Annotated in this window: 18 protein-coding genes and 3 tRNA genes; 6 read left to right on the top strand and 15 right to left on the bottom strand. The window is 44.1% G+C overall.

Annotation, left to right across the window (positions count from 1 at the left end; all coding sequences use genetic code 11):
- Window positions 1-50: 50 nt before the first annotated feature.
- The 13 genes from rpsO to RJ41_RS18600 all read right to left on the bottom strand — a co-directional run bounded on the left by rpsO (window position 51) and on the right by RJ41_RS18600 (window position 15,215).
- Window positions 51-320: a 30S ribosomal protein S15 gene (gene rpsO, locus RJ41_RS18660; protein ID WP_012518257.1), complete on the bottom strand. Its 270-nt coding sequence runs from the start codon at window positions 318-320 to the stop codon at window positions 51-53.
- Window positions 321-440: 120 nt separating this feature from the next.
- Window positions 441-1,415, bottom strand: coding sequence for a tRNA pseudouridine(55) synthase TruB (truB, locus tag RJ41_RS18655; RefSeq protein ID WP_039224083.1), 975 nt, complete (start codon window positions 1,413-1,415; stop codon window positions 441-443).
- Window positions 1,416-1,817: a 30S ribosome-binding factor RbfA gene (gene rbfA / locus RJ41_RS18650; RefSeq protein WP_014949257.1), complete on the bottom strand. Its 402-nt coding sequence runs from the start codon at window positions 1,815-1,817 to the stop codon at window positions 1,416-1,418.
- 114 nt (window positions 1,818-1,931) lie between these two features.
- A complete protein-coding gene (gene infB / locus RJ41_RS18645) occupies window positions 1,932-4,538 on the bottom strand; it encodes a translation initiation factor IF-2 (RefSeq protein ID WP_039224080.1) in 2,607 nt (868 codons plus the stop codon).
- Between the two features lie 24 nt (window positions 4,539-4,562).
- Complete coding sequence (gene nusA / locus RJ41_RS18640) at window positions 4,563-6,059, bottom strand: transcription termination factor NusA (RefSeq protein ID WP_039224077.1); 1,497 nt, start codon at window positions 6,057-6,059, stop codon at window positions 4,563-4,565.
- A gap of 45 nt (window positions 6,060-6,104) precedes the next feature.
- Complete coding sequence (gene rimP / locus RJ41_RS18635; RefSeq protein WP_014949254.1) at window positions 6,105-6,563, bottom strand: ribosome maturation factor RimP; 459 nt, start codon at window positions 6,561-6,563, stop codon at window positions 6,105-6,107.
- A gap of 377 nt (window positions 6,564-6,940) precedes the next feature.
- Window positions 6,941-7,942 (bottom strand): response regulator, encoded by a 1,002-nt coding sequence (locus RJ41_RS18630; RefSeq protein WP_039224072.1) that lies wholly within the window; start codon window positions 7,940-7,942, stop codon window positions 6,941-6,943.
- Between the two features lie 14 nt (window positions 7,943-7,956).
- Window positions 7,957-11,292, bottom strand: a complete 3,336-nt coding sequence (locus RJ41_RS18625; RefSeq protein WP_039224069.1) for an MHYT domain-containing protein — start codon at window positions 11,290-11,292, stop codon at window positions 7,957-7,959.
- Between the two features lie 179 nt (window positions 11,293-11,471).
- Window positions 11,472-11,548: transfer RNA gene (locus RJ41_RS18620), tRNA-Met, on the bottom strand.
- A gap of 53 nt (window positions 11,549-11,601) precedes the next feature.
- Window positions 11,602-11,678 (bottom strand) — tRNA-Met (locus RJ41_RS18615).
- 53 nt (window positions 11,679-11,731) lie between these two features.
- Window positions 11,732-11,808, bottom strand: a tRNA-Met gene (locus RJ41_RS18610).
- 202 nt (window positions 11,809-12,010) lie between these two features.
- On the bottom strand, window positions 12,011-12,313 hold the full coding sequence (locus RJ41_RS18605; protein WP_039224066.1) for a 4a-hydroxytetrahydrobiopterin dehydratase: 303 nt from the start codon (window positions 12,311-12,313) through the stop codon (window positions 12,011-12,013).
- A 196-nt stretch (window positions 12,314-12,509) separates the two neighbouring features.
- Window positions 12,510-15,215 (bottom strand): TonB-dependent receptor, encoded by a 2,706-nt coding sequence (locus RJ41_RS18600; protein ID WP_039224062.1) that lies wholly within the window; start codon window positions 15,213-15,215, stop codon window positions 12,510-12,512.
- 420 nt (window positions 15,216-15,635) lie between these two features.
- Between RJ41_RS18600 and RJ41_RS18590 the strand changes: the two genes are divergently transcribed.
- The gene (locus tag RJ41_RS18590; protein WP_039224154.1) at window positions 15,636-16,619 is read left to right on the top strand and encodes a mechanosensitive ion channel family protein; all 984 of its coding nucleotides are present in this window, start codon (window positions 15,636-15,638) and stop codon (window positions 16,617-16,619) included.
- A gap of 17 nt (window positions 16,620-16,636) precedes the next feature.
- Window positions 16,637-16,801 carry an entericidin A/B family lipoprotein gene (locus RJ41_RS19010; protein WP_084081973.1) on the top strand — a complete coding sequence of 55 codons (165 nt, stop codon included), beginning with the start codon at window positions 16,637-16,639 and terminating at the stop codon, window positions 16,799-16,801.
- Window positions 16,802-16,986: 185 nt separating this feature from the next.
- Here the strand turns inward: RJ41_RS19010 and RJ41_RS18585 are convergent, their stop codons facing one another.
- Window positions 16,987-17,436 carry a MaoC family dehydratase gene (locus RJ41_RS18585; protein WP_052235521.1) on the bottom strand — a complete coding sequence of 150 codons (450 nt, stop codon included), beginning with the start codon at window positions 17,434-17,436 and terminating at the stop codon, window positions 16,987-16,989.
- 231 nt (window positions 17,437-17,667) lie between these two features.
- Between RJ41_RS18585 and RJ41_RS18580 the strand changes: the two genes are divergently transcribed.
- Window positions 17,668-18,570, top strand: coding sequence for a LysR family transcriptional regulator (locus tag RJ41_RS18580; protein ID WP_039224054.1), 903 nt, complete (start codon window positions 17,668-17,670; stop codon window positions 18,568-18,570).
- A 159-nt stretch (window positions 18,571-18,729) separates the two neighbouring features.
- Entirely contained in the window at window positions 18,730-19,122 is a 393-nt protein-coding gene (locus RJ41_RS18575; protein ID WP_039224051.1) for a DUF3718 domain-containing protein, read from the top strand.
- A gap of 193 nt (window positions 19,123-19,315) precedes the next feature.
- Here RJ41_RS18575 and RJ41_RS18570 read toward each other — a convergent pair whose 3' ends face one another.
- Complete coding sequence (locus tag RJ41_RS18570) at window positions 19,316-19,513, bottom strand: hypothetical protein (RefSeq protein WP_039224049.1); 198 nt, start codon at window positions 19,511-19,513, stop codon at window positions 19,316-19,318.
- Window positions 19,514-19,965: 452 nt separating this feature from the next.
- Here RJ41_RS18570 and RJ41_RS18565 point away from each other — a divergent pair, with 452 nt between their 5' ends.
- Together RJ41_RS18565 and RJ41_RS18560 are read left to right on the top strand one after the other, a co-directional pair.
- The gene (locus RJ41_RS18565) at window positions 19,966-20,364 is read left to right on the top strand and encodes a DUF3718 domain-containing protein (RefSeq protein ID WP_039224045.1); all 399 of its coding nucleotides are present in this window, start codon (window positions 19,966-19,968) and stop codon (window positions 20,362-20,364) included.
- 210 nt (window positions 20,365-20,574) lie between these two features.
- Window positions 20,575-21,015: a hypothetical protein gene (locus tag RJ41_RS18560; protein ID WP_156964793.1), complete on the top strand. Its 441-nt coding sequence runs from the start codon at window positions 20,575-20,577 to the stop codon at window positions 21,013-21,015.
- Window positions 21,016-21,213 lie beyond the last annotated feature (198 nt).

The raw sequence follows: 21,213 nt of genomic DNA, 5'->3' as shown, positions 1-21,213 counted from the left end.
TTCTTAACTGATCGGCATTACCCATTGGGCGCTTTTCTTGAAACCTAGTCTTATCGACGTAGACCTAGACGCTTGATAAGGTCAAGGTAACGCTCAGCGTTCTTGCCTTTAAGGTAGTCTAGAAGCTTACGACGTTGGCTAACCATACGTAGAAGACCACGACGTGAGTGGTGATCTTTCTTGTGATCAGCAAAGTGACCTTGAAGCTTGTTGATGTTGTGAGTAAGCAAAGCAACTTGAACTTCTGGTGAACCAGTGTCGCCTTCTTTAACGCCGTACTCAGCAATGATTTTTGCGGTTTCTGCTTTAGTTAGTGACATATCATTCTCCTAATATTAATGCTTCGCCGATCACTAATTCAGCAAAGCGGAATGAGCGCCGTATTATAATGACGTTTACAGACTTAGCAAGCCATAAACCGTCTTTATTTACCGGCGCAGCTACAATGGATAAACAACTCGACGTTTTGGGTTAACAAACACTTCTTGTTTAGGGATACCTTGGTCTTTCGGGTCAAGCACCCCTTCCCCTACGCCTAAGAAAATACCACTAGTATCTTCACCGTGGTAAACGCGGTAAGACACGCCTTCAATAAGTGATTCGCTACATACCCCTTTTACAGATTGACCGTTATCAAAGCGGTTTCTTTCCGCATCGTTAATAGTCACAAATGGTAAGCGACTTACAGCCGTATCCATAGGAATCAATAAGTCATCGAGTGCTTTAAATTCACCTTCTTCCAGTGATTCCTGAATTTCAATCAACTTATCCAGCGATACCATTTTATCCGTAGGATAGTCTGCGACTTCCGTGCGGTGTAAGCGAGTCACATAGGCGCCACAGCCAAGGTTTTGACCCAAATCATCCACGATAGAGCGAATATAGGTGCCTTTGCTGCATTTAATGCGCATTTCTACAAACGGCAGTTCAATACGCAGTACATCCAGTTCATACACTTCAATATCGCGGGGCTCACGCTCAATTTCTATGCCTTGACGAGCATAATGATAAAGCGGCTTACCTTGATGTTTAAGCGCTGAAAACATGGACGGGATTTGTTTACTCTTACCTAGAAACGCCAAGCACGCATCACGTACTTGTTCTTCGCTTACATCAACAGGCTTTTCTTCAACCACTTCGCCATCGGCGTCAGACGTGGTGGTGCGTACGCCTAGTTGAGCAGTTACCTCGTAGGTCTTCTCAGCATCCAGAAGAAACTGCGAAAACTTGGTGGCTTCACCCAAGCACAGCGGCAGCATACCACTGGCAAGCGGATCAAGTGCGCCTGTATGACCAGCTTTTGCCGCTTTGTACAGCCAGCGCACTTTTTGTAACAGTTGGTTGGATGACCCACCAAGCGGTTTATCAAGCAATACTATGCCGTTAATCTCACGGCCTTTACGACGTCTTGCCATTTACTCCTGCTCTTGTGGATCGTCTTTATCGCGCTTTGACTCATCTTTTGCGATGGTCTGAGACACAAGATTAGAAATACGCATACCTTCAACAATCGACTTATCTTCAAAGAAGTGAAGATCAGGCACTGAGCGCATGCGAATACGTTTAGCTAGAATACTGCGAATAAACTTTTTGTATTCTGCCAGTTGTTTAATTTGCGCTTTACCTTCTTCTTCGGTGCTGTTGTAGATAGTCACAAAGATTTTTGCATGCGCTAAGTCGCGCGACACATCTACGTCAGAAACCGTGATCAAAGGCATGTCGCCAACGCGGTGCTTGTATTCATTTTGCAGAATGCTCGCCACTTCTTTATGGACTTGCTGAGCGACTCTGTCGGTACGTGAAAATTCACGGGCCATAATACTCTCCTTTCCTTATTTAACGCAGGGCATGCGAGAAGTCTGTTTACTGTATACAGACAAAAACGGGAGCACTCGGCCCCCGTTTTTCACATGCCGAATTAACTAAGGCAATTAAATTTCGCGCTTAACCTCAACGATTTCGAAGACCTCGATTTGGTCGCCTACTTTCACGTCGTTGTAGTTCTTAACGCCGATACCACATTCCATACCGTTACGTACTTCTTGTACGTCATCTTTAAAGCGACGCAGTGATTCTAGTTCACCTTCGTAAATTACTACGTTGTCGCGAAGTACACGGATTGGATTACTACGCTTAACGTTACCTTCAGTAACCATACAGCCCGCAATTGCGCCCAGTTTCGGTGACTTAAATACGTCACGTACTTCTGCAAGACCAATGATTTCCTGCTTGAATTCTGGTGCAAGCATACCACTCATGGCCGCTTTCACTTCGTCAATTAGGTTATAGATAACGCTGTAGTAACGTAAATCAATTTCTTCAGCCTCTAGTACGCGACGCGCTGTTGCATCGGCACGAACGTTAAAGCCTAGTACGATAGCGCCTGATGCAGCCGCAAGGGTTGCGTCAGTCTCAGTGATACCACCTACACCACTACCGACAATGTTCACTTTTACTTCAGAAGTAGAAAGCTTAACAAGTGATTCAGAAATTGCTTCTACAGAGCCCTGTACGTCAGCTTTAAGTACGATGTTAAGTTCGCTAACGTCACCTGATTCCATGTTCGCAAACATGTTTTCAAGTTTCGCTTTCTGCTGACGAGCAAGTTTAAGTTCACGTTTCTTCTGATGACGTTTCGCTGCTACTTCTCGCGCTTTACGCTCGTCTTTAACAACGGCTGCGTCTTCACCCGCTACCGGAACACCAGACAGACCAAGTACTTCCACAGGCGTAGAAGGACCAGCAATCTTCATCTCATTACCGTTTTCGTCGCGCATAGCACGAACACGGCCGTACTCTTCGCCACATAGTAGAATGTCACCAGCGCGCAATTGGCCTTCTTGAACCAATACAGATGCTACTGGACCACGACCTTTATCAAGGCGAGATTCAATAACAATACCGCGACCTGGGCCTTCAGCTACTGCTTTAAGGTCAAGAACTTCAGCTTGTAGAACGATAGCTTCAAGCAGTTCGTCTACGCCCATACCTGTTTTCGCAGAAACGTTACAGAACTGGTGCTCACCGCCCCACTCTTCTGAGATAACTTCTAGTTGAGATAGCTCAGTTTTAACGCGATCAGGGTCGGCTGTTTCTTTATCCATTTTGTTTACTGCAACGATAAGAGGTACACCAGCAGCGCGAGCGTGCTGTACCGCTTCTTTCGTTTGAGGCATTACGCCGTCATCTGCAGCAACAACAAGGATAACAATGTCCGTCGCCGTAGCACCACGAGCACGCATTGCAGTAAACGCGGCGTGTCCAGGTGTATCTAGGAACGTAATTTCGCCGTTCTCTGTTTCTACTTTGTATGCACCGATATGCTGTGTAATACCACCGGCTTCACCGTCTGCTACTTTCGCGCGACGAATGTAGTCAAGCAATGACGTTTTACCGTGGTCAACGTGGCCCATGATGGTTACAACAGGTGCACGTGTGGTTTTTTCACCGCCAGTGCCATCTGCCAACAATTCATCTTCTAGTGCATTATCGTTCACAAGCTCAAATTTGTGGCCCATTTCTTCAACTACTAGCACTGCAGTATCTTGGTCTAGTACTTGGTTTATGGTGGCCATTTCGCCCATTTTCATCATCGTTTTGATAACTTCGTTAGACTTAATGGCAAGCTTGCTTGCTAGTTCGCCAACGGTAATGGTTGCGCCAAGTTTAACAACGCGCTCTACAGGTGCAGCAGGCTTGTTAAAGCCTTGCTTAAGATGCTCACCCGCATTTTTCTTCGACTTGCGACGACGGCGTGAAGAACGTTCAACCTGCATGTCTTCTTCGTCTTCTGCTTCTTGAGCATAGCGGTTAGAGTGCAAATGAACTTCTTCAGCTTCTGCTTTCTTGCGTCGCTCTTCTTCTTCTTTCCAACGACGCTCGTTTTCTTCAGCAAGTTTACGTGCTTCATCAGCCGCTTTCTTCGCGTCTTCTTCAAGCTTCTTCTGTGCTTCTTCTTCTTGCGCTTTACGAAGACGCTCTTCTTCCTGACGAGCCGCTTCTGCTTCCGCTTTCTCAGCTTCAGTTAGTTCTGGTTCGTCTTTCTTGCGTGCTTCAGCTTCTTTCTTCGCTTGTTCAGCACGACGTGCGCGCTCTTCTTCAGCAGCTTTCTTCGCTTCTTCAGCTTTACGCGCTTTCTCTTCAGCGGCTTTTTTCGCTTCAGCCGCTGCTTTTTCTTCCGCTTCGCGCTTCAGACGAGCTTCTTCTTCAAGACGCTTCGCCTCTTCTTCCGCTTGACGCTGCTGCTCTTCAACGTCGCTGCGCTTAACGTATGTGCGCTTCTTGCGTACTTCCACTTTCACTTCTTTAGACTTACCAACACTTAATGTGCTAGTTGTCTTACGCTTGAGTGTCATACGCGTTGGTTCAGCTGCGCTGCCGTGTTGCTTACTTAAATGATCCAATAGTTTCTGTTTCTCGTCTTCGTTTACCTGATCGCCGGCACTCTTAGAGATACCCGCGTCTTTAAACTGGCCAACCAATCGGTCAACGGTCGTACCAATGTCGCTGGCGAGCTTTTCAATAGATACATCTGCCATTACGTAATTTTCCCCCTGTTGACCTTACTCTTCTTCACTGAACCATACGATATTACGAGCCGCCATGATTAACGCACCGGCTTTCTCTTCGTCTAGTTCATCGATATCACTGATATCATCGGTACCTTGTTCTGCTAATTCTTCCAGGTCGGTAACACCGCGGCTGGCCAACACATAGGCCACGTGTTTACTCATACCTTCAAGATTTAATAAGGCTTCTGTAGGCTCTGCACCTTCTAGCGATTCTTCGTTCGCCAGTGCACGCGTGGTTAGGAAAGCGCGCGCTCTGTTGCGCAGCTCTTCAACCATTTCTTCATCTAACCCTTCAACCGCTAGAAGCTCACTTGCAGGCACGTATGCCACTTCTTCTAACGTTGTAAAGCCTTCATCTACCAACACAGACGCGAATTCTTCGTCAATGTCCAAACCAGCAGTAAATAAATCAAGTACCTTCGCGTTTTCTTCTTCGTGCTTCTTGTTGAGGTCGTCAACCGTCATCACGTTAAGTTCCCAGCCTGTAAGCTGGCTAGCTAGGCGAACGTTTTGACCACTACGGCCAATTGCCTGAGCTAGGTTATCTGCTTCAACCGCTACATCCATGCTGTTGCTATCTTCGTCAACAACAATTGACGCAACTTCAGCGGGAGCCATTGCGTTAATAACGAATTGCGCTGGGTTTTCATCCCATAGCACGATATCAACACGCTCACCGCCAAGCTCACCTGATACGGCTTGGACACGTGAACCACGCATACCAACACACGCACCTACTGGGTCTAAGCGCTTGTCGTTAGTTTTAACCGCAATCTTTGCACGAGAACCTGGGTCACGCGCTGCAGATTTAATTTCTAGTGTCTCTTCCGCAATTTCTGGTACTTCCAGACGGAAAAGCTCAACTAGCATGTCTGGGTGCGTACGGCTAATAAATAGCTGTGCGCCACGTGCTTCTGGACGAATAACGTAAAGGAGGCCACGTACACGGTCGCCCGGACGGAAAGTTTCACGAGGAAGCATGTCATCGCGGTAGATAACACCTTCAGCGTTGTTACCTAAGTCGATGATGATGTTGTCGCGGTTTACTTTCTTAACCGTACCTGTAACCAGCTCACCTACTTTGTCTTCGTACTCAGCAATCATCTGCTGACGCTCAGCTTCACGTACTTTTTGTACAATCACTTGCTTTGCGGTCTGCGTAGTTATGCGGTCGAATTTAATAGATTCAATCTGTTCTTCCACATAATCGCCAAGCTGTATCTCTGGTTCGTCGATTTGTGCAGCAGAAATCGTAATTTCAGCAAATGGGTTTTCCTGTTCTTGATCATCAGGGATAACCAACCAGCGACGGAATGTATCAAAGTCACCAGACGTTCTGTCGATGCTTACACGAACTTCAATTTCGCCTTCGTTTTTCTTTTTTGTTGCACTAGCGATCGCAAACTCTAGCGCTTCAAAAATTTTCTCTCTAGGCACTTGTTTTTCATTTGAAACGGCTTCCGCCACTAACAAAATTTCTTTATTCATTTTCGCCTCTCTTTTGCTTTCGTCGATGAAAGCAGAGCTGTTCCGTTAATCGAACGTGGGAACAACGTTACCTTTTTCGATATTCGCCACAGCTAACTGGAACTGCTGGCCATCCACTTCAATACTTACGATGCCATTTTCGCACGCGAGTACTTTGCCTTTAAAATTACGTCTGTCATCCATTGGCATAGACAAACGAATTTGAACCACTTCACCCACAGACTCGATATAGTGCTTCTCTTTGAAAAGCGGTCTGTCCATGCCCGGTGATGACACTTCCAAGTTGTATTCAGTGCTAATTGGATCTTCAACGTCCAAAATTGCGCTAACCTGATGACTTACATCTGCACAATCATCAACGGTAATACCGTTTTCATGATCAATAAAAACGCGAAGAATAGAATGCTTCCCCGCTCGTACAAACTCGATCCCAACCAACTCAAAACCCAGTGCTTCAACACCTGGCTCTAGCATTTCGGTTAGTTTCTCTTCAAGTTTTGCCAATGCAAACCTCCAAAAACGAAAAAAGGGCCTAAAGCCCACCTGTCATCACCCGGCTCAGCGAGGCTGACTCCAGGTTTTAATACAACAAAAAGCCCCGGACTAGCGGGGCTTTTATTAAAATTCTGAACCCATACCTGCCAACAAGGGCAGTTGCAAACCTATGGGTAAAACCACCGTTAGGTGATAGCTTGCTAATGATAAGTGCGTTACTTTCCTGTACTGAGGGAGCCCGCTCTCATCACTTAATGAGCACATTATACGTATAGGCGCCGGATTAAGCAACAGCCAATAGGCGTACACACTGGAGAGTATCGATTTTTTCTGCGCAAAATTCGGCCTGCATGAAAGTATTTTAATTGCGGTTTAGTCCAGCAGACTTAGTCTTCGTCTCTAAACGTCGCTTTAATATCAAGAATTTTAGGCATAATTTCTATCATCAAATCGACAAGTCTGGGTTCGAAATGCTTTCCCTTTTGGCTTTGAAGAAAATCGACCGTTTTTTCAATACTCCAGGCGTCTTTATAAGGACGTTTGCTGGTTAAGGCATCGAACACATCAGCAATGGCGCAAATACGCCCCTCAATGGGAATATCTTCACCCGCAAGCCCTTTAGGATAGCCTGACCCGTCCCATTTTTCATGGTGGGTTAGCGAAACAGACTTTGCAACTTTCAACAACAAAGAATCGCCGCAATCACCAATGATTTCCGCACCAATCTCAGGGTGGTTTTTCATGGTGGCAAACTCTTCGTCTGTGAGCTTCCCTGGTTTCAACATTATACTATCAGCAATACCAATTTTGCCGATGTCGTGCATCGGTGCAGCATGAAGCAGAATTTCAGCCTGTTTATCTGTAAGTCCATAGGCAAGCGCAAGTTCTTTTGAATAATGGCTCATTCGCATGACATGCATACCCGTTTCATTATCCTTGTATTCTGCTGCCTTACCCAAACGCTGAACAACTTGTAATCGGCTGTCCAGCAACTCGTCTGCCTGTACTAAGCTTAGATGAGTTTTAACCCTCGCTTTTACAATGGCTGGTGATATAGGCTTTGTAATATAGTCCACCGCGCCAGCTTCAAAACCTTCTGTCTCTTCGTGCTCGTCATTTAGCGCCGTGACAAAGATAACGGGGATATGCCTTGTACTTGAAAGCTGTTTAAGCTGACGACACACTTCAAAACCCGTCAGACCTGGCATCATAACATCTAGAAGTATTAAGTTAGGCTGCCTTGTTTGTGCTAGCTTTAGTGCTTCCTCACCATTTCTGGCGAAAATTAGTTGGTAGTCATTGGCGAGAAGCTGCTTTAAAACCCGCAAGTTTACCGGCTCGTCGTCAACGAGGAGTAAAGTAGGTTTTGTGATTTCAATTTCTAACATGCCGTGTCTCTTGGCTACTTTAATTCTTTTATCAGTGTAGAGATGCGCTCATGCGCTAACTCAAACTCAAAATCATCGATATCTAAAAGTATTTGCGTAATCTGTTCTTTATGACTCGAACATCCAACTTCGCGTAAAAATGTCAATTCCTCTTCATCTACCATGTTTTGCTCTACACTATCGAGCATAGCTTCCAGATGACTAAGCAGCAATGCATTATCGATACTTTCATTAATGGCATTCTCGGCGTACAGTGGCGATTCACTTAACATCAATTCGATTCTTTCTAACGCATCGCGAAGACGGTTAACGTCTTCAATATTCACCTCTGATTTTAGAGCCTGAGCTTCAATTTCCCTGGTCGTATGATAGAAGGTGGTTAAGCAGAGGTTACCCGATGTACCTTTTAAACTGTGTGAAAGTGTAGCAACTGCTTTATAGTCTTCACGAATTGCCGCCCCCATTAAGTCGTCGACTTTATCCCTGCAGGTAGTAGAGAATTTATCCACCTCTTGTAGGACGGCCTCTTCACTCCCCCATAAATCGACGGCCTTCTTCAAATCCAACACGTTTTTATCAACTTTAAGCGTAGATGCTGGGGCATTTACTTCTAATGTGTCTGGAACCGAGTCGACCTGAAGCGTATCTATGTTAAGCACGCGAGCAATCTCGTTCATCAATTGAGGGAAATCGACGGGCTTGTTGGCGAACCCTTCCATTCCCGCCTGCTGCGCGGCATGTTTGTCCTGCACTAACACGCTAGCCGTTAGCGCAATAATGGGCGTAGGTGGTAAGCTAGTTTCTTTTTCAAACTCTCGACGCTGTTTGGCTGCCTCTAGGCCATCTAACTTAGGCATCTGTAAATCCATCAGTACCACGTCAAACGACTTAGCGCGCATTTTATCTAATGCAACCTGTCCATCTGTTGCCGTTTCTACACTGTGGCCAGCGCGTTTTAGCAGCAACGAAAGCAACTCAAGGTTTTGCTGCACATCATCAACAACAAGTACGGTTAACGAGGTTTCAATGCGTGCTGCTTTCGAAGAGAGCTCACTAGATACATAATCATCAATTTCTACAACTTCTAGCGGGAGTCTGAAAGTAAAGGTCGTTCCTTTACCTTTTTCGCTAGTTGCACAAATATTACCGCCCATCAGTTCAACTAACTGCTTGGAAATAGTTGTTCCCAGCCCCGTGCCGCCGTACTTTCGACTCATCGATGCATCTGCTTGAGAGAACGGGTCGAATACCCTTTCTACTTGCTCTTGCGTCATACCAATGCCGGTATCTGTCACATCAAAATACACAAACTTTTCATCACTTTTGACATTGATAGTCACTTCACCCTCGTGAGTGAATTTAACGGCGTTGCCTATCAGATTGTTAAGTACCTGTCGCATTCGCTCCGGTACACCTCTATATCCGTTAGCTACCGAATCATCGACATTAAGTACAAGTCCAACTTTTTTGCGTTTGGCTTCTAACCAAAATGTTGAAATTACCAAATCCAACTCTTCGCGAATAAGGAAATCGCGATAATCTAAATCAAGCTTACCTTTATCTAACTTCGCGCTATCAAGTATGTCGTTAAGAAGATGCAGCAATGAACGTGCGGAACGGTTTATCGTGGTTAAGTGAGATTTTTGCTCTTCGCGTAAGGCTTCTCCTAACATGAGGTCGCTAAAGCCTATTATTGCATTCATAGGCGTACGGATTTCATGACTCATATTAGCAAGAAATGCGGTACGCGCAGCGGCAGCTTGCTCTGCATTTTCCTTTGCCGCTTTTAATTCATTTTCCATCACTTTCCGATGTGTAATGTCAGATATGAAGCCGTCTACATAGAGCACCATGCCATCATCGTCCTTAACCTGCACTCCATGCTCGATAACCCACTTCACCTCGCCAGATTTTGCGACGATTCTATATTCACATGAAAAGGCGCCTTCATCAGGGCTAATAGATGAAAGGCGCTCTACGTCATCAGGATGGTAAAGATCGGTGAAAGAGCGCTTTGGGTTGGGCAGTATGAAATCTTCAGGCGGGTAACCGGTTACTTCTGTTACAGCATCACTAATAAACACCATGGGCCACCCTGGCATACTTAAACAGCGATAAGCCATACCGGGAATGTTAGAGATAAGGCTTCTAAACTTAGCTTCACTCTCGCGCAATGCATCTTCCATTTCCTTGCGTTTGCGTAAATCAGAAGCGAAAGAGACAAAAACGGGTTTCCCATCAATTTTTGTATAGCCGACACCTAGGCGCACTGGTATACGCTCACCATCTTTGCGAAGTACTTCTACTTCTCTTCCTGTACCAATAATTTGCACAGTTGGCACTACTCGCTGACTGAAGAAGTCATCACCGAATAAATGGCGTCTTTCAGGAGTTATTATCTCAGATGCGTGCATACCGATTATTTCTTGCTGGGTATAGCCATAGATACGCTCAACAGAGGGGTTAGCGGTTTTGATAATGCCTTTGTCATCTACCGTCAGAATGGCGTCGACCGCGGTATCGGTGATAGCGCTTTGAATTCGCTCACTTTCAATGGCGCGTATCATTAGATCGCGGTACTTGAATAGTAAGCTAATACCTAAAACAAGAATAATCAGTGCCAAGGTGACAATGGCAATAGCAATAGCAAGAAAAACAGCGATACCTGATGACTGATTTGACGTCTCCAGTCCAGGTGGCAGAACGAACCTAGCAGCTGCCATACCTGTATAATGCATTCCAGAGATCGCTAACCCCATAACAAGACTTGCAAGTAATACATGCTTCCCGAGCATCTTTCTGCTTCTGATTGCAGCCGTTATACCGAACTTGATCCACAGCGATAGCATTGCCAACCCTACAGCGACCACAATAGACAGTGCAAACATACCAATGTCATAGCGAAGAAGTGGCGCCATCTCCATTGCGGCCATACCACTGTAATGCATGGTACCTATGCCAGCCCCCACCAATACACCGCCTAATACTATTTCCGCGATACTTATACGTGTTTTAACTAAAAGGTTAAGCGCGACCCAAGCCGCAGCGATACCTGGAATGGCAGAAAGTGTGGTAATTAAAGGGTCGTAATCTACCGGCAAGCAAAGTTCAAACGCTGTCATACCCAAAAAGTGCATTGACCAGATGCCACCACCAAGCGCGATGCTTCCTGTTCCTAATAACGTACTTCGTCTAAGCGCGTCGTGAGTAACAGAAGCTTGCCCCGCAACGTTAAACGCCATAAATGACGCAAACACGGCTACCGATAAGGATAAAACAACAAGAGGAAAATGATATGCCCCCTGAATTAAAGTGGCGTGCTCTTCGAACGTAAAAAAACGAGAAATCATAACGCGGCCAAACTACCTGTTAATTTTTAATAGAGGCATGAACTTAACTTAGCACACTCGACTATTGGGAGTTCTAATTAATTCGTAGAAATTGATTCAAATTGCCGTGCAAATCAGCAAATGTTTAAGTGCATTAGCGCTAGAAAAGAAAAAACCCAGCTAATGCTGGGTTCTAAATGTGGTTGCGGGAGCAGGATTTGAACCTACGACCTTCGGGTTATGAGCCCGACGAGCTACCAGACTGCTCCATCCCGCGACTGTACGGCTTAGTTTGTGTTAACAAAACTTTTTATTTTGGTTTTTCTAAATTGGTTGCGGGAGCAGGATTTGAACCTACGACCTTCGGGTTATGAGCCCGACGAGCTACCAGACTGCTCCATCCCGCGACTGTACGGTAAAGTCTGCATTTGCAGTGCTTTGAAATTCTGGTTATTTTCTGTGGTTGCGGGAGCAGGATTTGAACCTACGACCTTCGGGTTATGAGCCCGACGAGCTACCAGACTGCTCCATCCCGCGCCAGAAAATATATGCTGTAAACGCAGCGCTTAGTGCCTCGCTTCAACGTGGGGCGTATTATACATAGAGACTTAGTCAACACAAGAGCCAAGGTAAGAAATATTTCATTTTTCTGACTGTTAGCAGTTTAATTAACCAAGATGAACAAAGTTAGTACAAATCCCCCCCGCTTTAGGTCTTTATTTTCACATCCTAGTTCGGTCTATTTGAATTTTTCCATTTTTTCAGCCAATGAAAAGTCTAATTCAGTGAGCCCATCTGCATCGTGCGTGGTCAATGTCACCTCTACTTTGTTATAAACGTTGAACCATTCAGGGTGATGTTTTAGTTTTTCCGCCCAAATCGCGATTTGCGACATCCATCCAAATGCACGAATGAAGCTTTTAAACTGAAACGTCTTTGTAATGGTATTTCCGCTTTGTTTCCAAAGTGCGCCATCACAAGCCAACGCATTGAGCACATCTAATTTTTCGCTAATTTCTTTTGCAGATAGCTTCGTTGCCATTCTTTTTTCCTTGATAAATATATGTGAGTTAACCGATTTGTAGATACTGTCTACGCGATAATGTAATAAATTGGTTTTAAGAATGGAAAATTAAGAGATATAAAATAGGAAATGCTGTGGAGGCTATCCTTTACAAAAAAAGCCTGCCTTTGGGACTATTGCCAAAGGCAGGCTTCATGTTGCATTGAACGCTTAATTAAAATTCAATTGCTAAGCGTGCATAGATTTGACGGCCACGAGGATCGTGAACCTTAGAATCAAAACCACTGTTGGTGAACAGTTGTGGAGGCTCTTCATCAAAAAGGTTGATAGCGCCCAACGTCAGTACGTAATTTTGCTCGGTGTCATATAAACCTCCTAAATCAATGTTGTATTGCGCATCTACCGTTAAGTGACTGTCAACCTCGTAAAAGCCACTAGAGCATCCTCCAACGTTTGCCGTACCATCTGCGCAGTTTTGGTCATCGTCGTATGATGAAATATAGCGAAGGAATATATTCGCAGCATGAATATCGTTTTGCCACGCTAACCCCAAATTAGCTCGTAATTCAGGTGAAGAAACACCAATGTTGTTGAAGTTACGACGTCCTGCACCATCAATGTTGCCCGCTTGTGGGTCCATCAAATCATATTTCGTAATGTAAGTAGCATTTAATGTAGGTGTAAAGTTACCAAAGTCTGTTTCAATTTTGTAACTTGTAACGAAGTCCAAACCTGACGTTTCCAATGAACTTGCATTAACGTAGGTGTTATTAACCTGAAGTACCGGTCCTGACACCGGGTCACCCGCTCGAATTACTCGGTCAGTGTTAGTCGGGTCTTCATTAAGGACAGCTTGTGCGTTTTCTTGAATGATCAGATCTTCAAACTCAAAGTTCCAATAGTCCAGCTCAACAGAGAAATCTCTGAATGGTTCATACGAGAAACCAATATTGTATGCCGTCGACTCCTCTGGCTTCAGATCTTCGTTACCAGATGTTCTTACCGCCACAAACGCCGTCGCGCCTTGCACAGGGTCAATAAGCTGCTGTAGTGATGTGGCGCCACCTTGCGCTAAGAATACCGTTGGCGCTCTGAACGATGTCGATATTGAACCGCGTAATGAAAACTCATCACTAGCGCGCCATGATATAGCCAATTTAGGGTCAACTGTACTGCCAATAGCGCCGCCGTAGTCTTCATATCGCACAGCTAGCTGAACGTCTAACTCATCGTTAATGGGCAATGCAAGCTCACCGAAAGCTGCCCATACATCTTGGCTACCATCTATATCGGGGTTACCAATTACAAAGGTGAAGCTGTCTTGGTTGGCCAAATCATCATAGTCTTGACTTAGCTGGTTTTCACGATATTGAACACCAAGTGCCAATGCCGCAAAGCCTCCGCCCATTTCAAATACATCAAACGATGTGAAGGCTTCGAATACTTCAAGATCAGCCTTCGAGTCAATAACCTCAGTGCCGGTAAAAGAACTGACTACATACTCTGAATTTGGTGCAGATGTATAAGATGTCGCAAATGGATTGAAGAACTGACAGTCACCTACACCTGGAGAACCTGCTATTGGGTCACAATTTGAACCACCAAGGCCATAAAGCGCGAGCTGGAACTCGGTATTCAGTACATCAGGTACTCTAAATACAAAATCATTCACCGCACGCGTATAGCTCACTTCCCAGAAACCTGAGTCAGTGACACCCTGCAGACTTGTACTAAAGCGTAAAGTATCCGATTCAGTGTTAGCCGGGTCACCAGGGAAGCCATTACCCTCAGCGCGTCCAAAAAATGCCACTGACTGGCCAAAAGGGTTCTGAGGGTGATAGTCAGGTACTATGGGCGAAGTCAGAATAGGAAAGCTCGGTGCGCCGCCGCGCTCGGCACGGTTTCTGGCCGTACTAAATTCAGCAGTCCAGGTAATGTCATTATCAAATTCATAGTCGGCGCGCACGTAGGCATTGGTTCTACTTTCGTCAGCTACGTAAGAATAAAACTTACCGAAATCAAAACCACAAAAACCAATCTCTAAACCTGGAATAGTGCCGCTTGGCGCTAGCAAGTTTGGTGCGCCACCAAATTCTTCACAGCCATAGGGGTCAATAATTGGTAAAGGACCTGCGCCGGGAATATTTAAAAAGAAAGAGCCAGGGTTACCTAATGCACTGGTGTCGTCTTGTGGACGGCTAAGGCGTCTATCGCTAAGAAATAATGGCGAACGATTGGTGTAACTGATAGCAGCGAGCACGCTACCATTGTCCCCTGTTGCACCCCATAGACCTTGTAGAATGTATTCCTTGTTATCGCCGTGCGCGCCGTCTTGATAGTCGACCGTTACCATTGCGCCGTCATAGTTACGTTTCGTTATGAAGTTAACTACACCCGCCACGGCGTCTGAACCGTACAAAGCAGAGGCACCGTCTTTTACCACTTCCATTCTATCGATGGCTATCATGGGTACAAGTGAGCTAGTGTCGACGAAATTTAACCCTTCGTTGGTAGGCTGCGCATTAACAACTTGACGTTTGTTATTTAGAAGAACCAAGGTTGATGCTACGCCCAAACCACGTAGGTTGATATTAGAGGTCCCCGCTGTGGCATTTTGCGTGAAGGCATCGGGGTTGTTCTCTGCACCTGTATTAATTGTTAGCGTCTGTGTGATGTCCGCGATATTTTTAGCGCCGATCGCGTCAATTGCAACGCTGTCTACCACCGCTAGCGGCGATGGAGATTCAAAGTTTTCGCTTCTGCGAACAAAACTTCCGGTAACGAGAATAAGTTCAACGTCTTTCTTGGCATCTTGCTCAGATTCAACGTCAGACTCTTGGGCTGAAGCAATATATGAAGAGCAAAATAACGCAGTACCGACCATAGCGGCAACTGCTGTCTTACGCGTTTTTAATTTCATAGTGTGATTCCAAATCTGGGCTTATCACTACCGGCACTACTACCCACACTTTCCGCTAGCAACAGGCTGTTCGATTTCGTGTTGTTATTGTTTGGAGGTGACAGAATGTCGACCTACATGATTGATACTATGCTCGAATTTTATTTTTGTAAATTTATTGTGAATAATATATTTACATTAATTTTACACATGGTCAGACCAGATAGACTTAAGGCTACAGAACCCAATGCCTCAGTCACAGTTTCTAAAAAGCATAGTGAGAAGATGTTTCTCTGTGTGCGTAATTTATTCACTCTTGCGTTTTCAGCACTGACCACACTAAAAAACTTAATATATAAAAATCAGTAACTTGAGAATTTTGTTTTACGGATCAATTCTTGAATCAGCTTGGTTATAACTAAGTAAATGGTAATGAGGGTTATGGATTTTCCGAAGGTAGATGAGGTATATAAGCTGCTAAGTTCGAAGCTTGAAAGCTGGATAGAAGGTGCAATTACTCTCCTTCCTAATCTTGTCGTCGCCTTTCTCATTGCCATATTGTTCGGCGTTATCGCAAAGATGGTAGGTAACGTTGTTGGCAAGTTAATGCGGCGCACGTTTGAATCGCGTCAAATTGCCGGTCTGCTCACTTCAATTATCAAATCCATTGTCCTCTTGGCGGGCATATTTATAGCGCTAGATTTTGTCGGCCTCAAAGGCACAGTTACTTCATTGCTTGCAGGTGCAGGTATTGTTGGACTGGCCGTCGGTTTTGCTTTCCAGGATATGACAGAAAATTTCATAGCTGGGATAGCAATGGGGATTAGAAAGCCCTTCGAAATCGGCGATGTCATTGAGGCAGAGGGTGTGTTTGGAAATGTGAAAGAAATTAATCTTCGAAATACTCTCGTCGAGACCTTCTACGGGCAACTTGAAGTTATCCCTAACAAAATTTTATTCCGAAATATACTGACAAATTACTCCAGTTTAGGATATCGAAGGATAGAGATCCCTGTCGGGATTTCTTATGCAGACGATATTGAGACTGCAGCTAACGTCATTACCAACGCAATGAACGATAAAGATTACGTTATCAAAAAAGATGAAACTGCCGTGTATGCAGAATCATTTGGCGACTCTAGTATTAATTTATTGCTGTGGTTTTGGATCCGCTACCCGGGCGAGCCCGGTTTTATGATGGTTAGACACGACGCCATCAATACGATTAAAACGGTGCTTGAAGACAACGATATTCTTATCCCGTTCCCAATCAGGACGTTGGACTTTAATGCCAAAGGTGGAGACAAACTTAATGCCATGCTGAAAGAGCACAATGAGCAAAGTACTAATAACAATTCAAATTCATCAAACCAGCAGTCTGATGTAAAAGCAGGTGCCCCCCCAGATCAGCCTGGGAACGAGTAATGTAAAAGGAGATAAAGATGGAAATATTAGATTCAAAATCACTTAAACACGCATTCTTAGCTATGATTATCACAGCAAGTTTTGGAGTTTTAGGCGGCTGCGCAACGATTGAAGGCGCCGGCAAAGATATTCAAAGCGCTGGTGAAGCAGTAGAAGAAGGTGCTGAAGAAGCGTCTAATTAAGCTTTGATTTACTTATGTGAGATTAGCCTGATGCTTTTTAACAGAGTTAGAACGCATCAGGCTTTTACATTTCTAAAGGTTACCTTTTACAACAGCACCTAATTTTTTAAGGTGATACTTATTCAGTCTTTTGTGTAACGCAAGGTAATAGACATCCTCTCATACTGCTAAACGTTATCACGTCATTAGGGCTTGAGCACCGCTAACATGAGAAACCCTCCAACCAGTGCAGGGTTACCACTTGACTTCAACAAACAACTCGCCTCAACTTTAAACAGTTTGCCTTGCGGCTTTTCACTAACATCAACGAGTTTAAATTGATACTTGACTGCGTCGTTACTCTTGACCGGTTCAAGGAAGCGTAGCTTATCTATTCCATAGTTAATCATTGATGCGATGCGTTCACTTGGAGCAATAACCTCTGCAAACGCTTTAGGCATGAGACTGGCAGTGAGAAAGCCGTGAGCAATTGTCGTTTTAAATGGACTTTCTTTTTCGCACTTAACCGAATCTAGATGAATCCACTGATGGTCGCCTGTTGCATCTGCAAATTGATTAATCATGTCCTGTGTTACTGTTAACCACTCTGGTTGCGCAAGTGACTCACCTATCGCTAAATCTAAAAGTGTCTTCATAATTTCAGTCCAATTTCCGTTTATTAACGACAAAACTACTATTATTTAGTTGAATACTTCAATTAACTTTTAATAATAGGTATTTATAAATATTCCTGTTACACTAACGTAAATTATACGTAGATGCTATGTAGCAAGTCATCAAAGTGTTGACCAAAAGCACTGTGGTGCAAACTAGCGCCTCTTCATCTATTGGCTATGTTCAGGGCACTCGCTCTTAAAGGATTAGTTATGAATCTCAATAGAATCGATTTGAACCTTTTTGCAGTATTCGACGCCATTTATACGGCAGGAAGCTTAACCAAGGCAGCAGATGTCTTGTGTATTACTCAACCAGCAGTAAGCAACTCTCTCGCAAGACTACGAGAAATGTTAAACGACCCCTTGTTTGTTCGTACTGGTCACAGCATGACACCAACACCTGTAGCCCAAAACATTATTGTGCCTGCGCGTCAAGCATTGGCATTGTTGCGCAAAAGCGTACAGGAAAGCCACACGTTTGACCCTTTAACTGCCGAGAAGTCTTTCAATTTTGCAAGCAGAGATTTACTTGAGGCTAGTATTATGCCTCGATTGGTTGCTCGCCTTCAGAATCTAGCGCCCAACATTGGCTTGACCAACTATGAGATACCTAGAAGCCAAGTAGTATCTGCTATGGCAGCGGGTACATTAGATTTTTTTGCTGATGCATCTACGTTCACTGACCCTCACCTTTGCAAAGAAAAGATCGCACAAGACAGGTTTGTAGTGCTTGCTCGTAAAAACCACCCTGCTCTAAAAAACGGCTTAAACTTAGATACATTTTTGCGCTTGGGGCATATTAACGTGTCTCAACGTAAATCAGGCGCAGGCCCCATTGATGTAGCGCTAGACAAAATGGGCAAAAGAAGAAAAGAGGTAATGCGTGGTCAACACTTTTTAACGGTGCCAAGTACCATAGTTAAAACAGACTTAATAGCGTGTTTGCCGTTTCACTTGGCAAAACACTACGACCTCGCCATTTATGAAATGCCATTCGAATTACCTGCAGTAGAGTATTATCTGTATTGGCACGTCAGTGCAGACCACGACTACGCACACATGTGGATGCGCGAACAAATAATGGAAGTAGCAAGTAACTTCAAGCCGCACTAACTTAAAAAGAACGCCCCATTGGGGCGTTCTTTTTGAATAAAGCTTGGTTATAAAACCTCATACCTAAGTATTACTCCCATCATTTCAAAAAGATATTTTTTTGCGTTTAATTAAGTCCGAACGAACAAACAAACTTTTAAAATACTTGAGGAATTAACCATGTTGAAAATCGTTAAAGCTTCTCTTGTTATCGCGGCGACACTAGGTGTATCGGGCGTTGCACAGGCTGATGTGAGCGAGGCGCTTGCAAACATTTGTACTATTGTACAAGCAGACGACAAAGGCGAATTACGTAAAAAAATGCGTTCAGTAGAGTCAGACTACCGCATGAAGCTAAAAGACTATTACTCGGGTATTAGCTGCAGTGGAAATAGCCTTATCCGCACGGCTCTTTTGAACAATGCTGTAGAAGCAGGTGAATTGCTGGTTAAGAAAATGCCAAAGAGCGATTTACAGGCACCTGAAGCCGACGGTAAAACGCTACAGGCTTGGGTTGCCGAAAACGGCTTACAGGATAACCCAATTGCAGCGGTGCTCAACGACCGACTGTAAAACAATTTCACGCCATGTGAACCAGTTCAACATGGTTGCAGAGAAATCTGCACTTTAAGAAGCGACCTTCGGGTCGCTTTTTTCTTTGAAGCAGACACAAAAAAGGGTAATGCACTACCCTCTTTTCATTCCAGCGAACTTAGATTGACTTACTCGCTTTAGTCATAAGAAAACCTGTCATTACGCCAATCACTTACGCATTGCAAGCGCCGTCATTGTACTTTTCAATCAAGGTATATAGGTTATCTTGCTCGTCGAACACTTTTTTCATGGCAAGGTCATTTTCGCGAAGGTCGACACCAATGTGAACAATACCCGTATGAACATTCTCCACATCATAACCTGGACGCTTAACCTCATTGGGTAACGACGATAAGTTTGCTCTGTTCAATAAAATAGACGTTTGAGATTGCTGAGAACCTTACTAGCTTTGTAGCGCTTTTTGGCGACGCATCGCTCAATACGCAGTAACGAAATAGATGACCGTTCACGCAAACCCAACGTTGAAGAATTAATCTCAACATGTTTGGTGTCTTATTACCGAAATAAAGATGGGGTCACAATTGCAACCTTGACGCCATTTCAACGCAAAGAAAAAGCATAGATGCTGTTTCTTCGCACTTTTTTTGATCGTTTCACAATCTCATTCTTCATTGTGCAATTAGCTCTCAACCCCTTTAATACTAAAGGCTATAGCGCCACCTTCTCCTCTACATCTTTAGTATAAGGTACAAACCAATATACTTAGTTATTTGAGTGAATGTTTTTTAATCATCTTGGTTGTTTTTTAATTAACCCCGAACAAACAAACCAATTATTAAAACAAACGAAGGAAATTTAACCATGTTGAAAATCGTTAAAACTTCACTAGTAATTGCAGCATCTTCTTTGGCTTTCTCTAACACGGCACAAGCAGATGATATAAACCAAGCGCTAGCTAACATCTGTACTATCGTTCAAGCAGATGATAAGGGTGAATTGCGCAAAAAAATGCGTAGTGTGCAATCAGACTACAAGCTTAAGCTTCGCGATTACTACTCAGGCATATCTTGTGGCGGTCAAAGCTTAATCAGAACTGCACTTTCAAACAATGCTGTTGAAGTGGGTACATTGCTTGTTAAGAAAATGCCAAGTAAAGATCTACAGGCACCAGAAGCTGACGGTAAAACATTACAAGCGTGGATTGCTGAGCAGGGTCTGCAAAGCTCACCAATTTCAGCTGAGCTGAACGATAGGATTTAATACCTCTTTCACATTGCCATGTGAATCGATTCAACATGGTAGCAGCGAATGCTGCACTGAGAGGCCCCACTGCTACGGGGCCTTTTTCTTTTTTTTCAAAAAAATATCAACCTTAGCTCAGGCTTTCTTCAGGAAAAAGAAAGGTTTTGTTAGTCCTATACGTCCATGATTTTGTTGCCATTAAGGCAAATATTATTCATGGAGATTAAAATGAAAACTTCACTCAACAAAAAATTTTTAGCGCTATTCGCTTGCACGGCACTCTGTTCTTTTAATGCACTGGCAAATATAGAGATAGGACTAACTTTAGGCACAAGTAAACCTAAAAATTATGACCAGTGTGCATGTACACCGGGTGGTTCAATAGAAGACATTGAAGCAGAGGTAGATATCGATTTAGCTTTAGCTCAGATGCGTTATGTTTTCGACAATGGTATTTTTGTCGAATTGCGTCATGGAAAGGGCTTTTCAAAATCAGAAAGTCGAGTTACCCCACGAGGTGGAGAAACTGTAAGAGGTCTAGACATAGAACTTTATGGTTTAACGAATACATCTATTGGTTATAGATTTTTTTGCAGATCAGACGCTTTCCCCCTATGTAATGCTGGGCACAACGACAAACATTGTATTAACCGCATTTCTACCCGATAGGCCTGAATTTGGACGGGAAAATTACAGTAATGAATTCTCTTATGGTGCCGGAGTAAACTGGAATTTATCTGAGAACTTTTTAGTTAGACTTGAGTAATTTCAATACTCTAATGGCGATTTAGGTGATACTGGAGCAGTTGACTTATCAACATGGTCAGCATCAATAGCATACCGCTTCTAAAAGGCTTTGGAGGCGAT

The organism is Alteromonas marina (genome assembly GCF_000808575.1).
GTDB lineage: Bacteria > Pseudomonadota > Gammaproteobacteria > Enterobacterales > Alteromonadaceae > Alteromonas > Alteromonas marina_A.
This window is presented reverse-complemented; position numbering and strand designations above follow the sequence as displayed.